The sequence below is a fragment of the Acidobacteriota bacterium genome (assembly GCA_028875725.1).
Lineage (GTDB): Bacteria > Acidobacteriota > Thermoanaerobaculia > Multivoradales > Multivoraceae > Multivorans.
This window is the reverse complement of record JAPPCR010000013.1, coordinates 1-2112: the sequence shown is the minus strand read 5'-3', so window position 1 is coordinate 2112 and position 2112 is coordinate 1. Positions and strand designations below refer to the sequence as shown.

The window sequence follows — 2112 nt, the reverse complement described above, 5'->3', positions numbered from 1 at the left end:
ACGCCACCGGCAACGGTGCATGGCGCCAGGGTGGGCGGACGGCATCATGCACCTGAGGGGACGGGCATCGTCCCTTCCTCAGAAGTGGTGTTGGAAGTCAAGCAGGAGGGCCTGCGCCGCTGGCCGTCCCCCACCCCCTTGCCGTTCACCCGCCACCGTCACCGCCCCACCCCTGTGGGATGACAAGCGGGTAGCCAGCCTCATGCGCCAGCCGGCGCCATCCACCAGCCCGGCCTCGGCAAAGGGCGTCAGCAGCCCTCCCCCGGACAGGGGGAGGCCGTACCCCACCTGGGCAGCCACCGCACCACTGGTGGCCGTGGCCAGCCTGGGCCACCCCTGCCCCCACAACGCCGCCACCCCACCTGTGGCCGCTCCCCACTGGGGGCTCAGGGCAACGAACAACCCACTGCCGTCGGCGCCGGGACCGGCCCGGACCGTCAACGCCACACCCTCCTCCCGGGCGTCCTCCGCGCTGTGGACCGCCAGCCAGCGACCTCGCAACTCCACTGCCACGCCAGGCGCCTCATAGCGCAGCCCACCGGCCAGTTCCACCCCACTGCCCACCAGGCCGTCGCCCCCGTCCTGCCGCACCGCACCCTCCAGGAACGGCTCCAGCCAGCCAGCCCCGTCCAACTGGAAGCGACCCGATGCCTCCAGCCCGGCCCGCAGCCGCCAACTGTTGGCCCGCAGCCCGTGGACGGCAGACGGTCCAGAGTCCGTCTCCATGGCCGTCACCGCCCCGTCCGCCCGCAGCGACAGGGCCAGCCCGGCCACAGGGGGCAGGGCCTGTGACACCCCCAGCGCCGCCATCTGCATGGAGAGCCGACCCCGCTCTTCTGCTCCCCCCTCCGGCTGGCGCCGCGCCTCTCCCCAACCGGCGCCCACCACACCCTGTACCTCCAGCCCCTCCTCCAGCCGCCAGCGACCGTAGGGGTAGAGCGCCGTCAGGCTGGTCTCCAGCCGACCATCCCCCACGCCCCTGTAGTCCGCCTGCCCCTGCTCGTGGGAGAGGGCCAGCCCCCCTACCCAGGCGCCGGCCCGCCGGTCCAGCCCCAGAAAGCCGCTGCGCAGCCAACCGTCGTACGCCATCGCCCCCGCCCCGGCAAAGCCGGCCAGATCGCCACGCCCCCACACCGCCCACAACGGCCTCTCCCCCTCAGCGCCACCGTTGCTTCCCCTCTCCCCGGCTGCCAGGGGCAGGGAGAAGGCGCTGTTGGCCAATAACTCCCCGTCCGCCCCAGGGCGCCACGCCACCCCACCAGCCCCCACGGCGGTGGCGGCGCCACCCTCCAGCCACACCGGCTGCCCGGCCAGGGTGAGGCCGCCACCGCTGACGGCTCCCAACCGGGCGCCGATGGTGTCCAGCGACACTGCCAGCGCCTCCCTCCCCAGCGCCGCCAGCAGCCGCTTCGCCTCCCCCCTCCCCTGCCGCCGCCGGGGATCTTCCGCTACCGTGATGGAGAACACCAGCGCCGCCTCGTTACCGTCGGCATCCGTTGCCCTCCAGGTGTAGGACCTGGCCTGCTGCACCTCGGTGGGCGTGCCCCTCACGATGCCCCCACTCTCCAGCCGCAGACCCGCTGGCAGCGCCGGGGTCAAGGCGTAGCTCACCCCGCCCCTGCCACCAGTGGCCGCAGGCAGCACCAGGGACGGTATCGCTACCCCCTCGGTGTAGAACCACCTCCCCTCATACGGGGGGAACGTCAGGACGATGGCGCCACCCTCGTCCTCCACCGGCTGGGAAGGTGCGCCACCCTCGTCCTCCACCCCGCCGCCGTCGTCCTCCACCGTGGCGGTCACGTCACTGATGCTGATGTTGTTGCCGTTGTACTTGGGGTCGGTTGAGGTGGCGCGGTGGCGGATGGTGGCGCTGCGGTTGCCGTTCTGCTCCACGTCGTCATCCACGCCGGTGACCGTCACCTTCTGGGACACGGCCCAGGTGGACCGGCTGAACCGCAAGCTGGACGGGCTCACCCTTGCCGCTGCCGGGTCCCCGGATGTCACCCTGATGCTCACCTCATGGGTAGGCTCACTCTCCAGCACCACCCTGTAGCTGGCGCTGTTGCCGTCACCAGCCGCCTCGCTCACCGTCAGGGAACTGCTGCTGATGCT

Annotated in this window: 1 protein-coding gene; it reads right to left on the bottom strand. The window is 72.2% G+C overall.

Annotation, left to right across the window (positions count from 1 at the left end):
- Positions 1–78: 78 nt before the first annotated feature.
- The coding region (locus tag OXI49_11350) for a putative Ig domain-containing protein (GenBank protein ID MDE2691101.1) at positions 79–2112 on the bottom strand (2034 nt) is incomplete at its 5' end.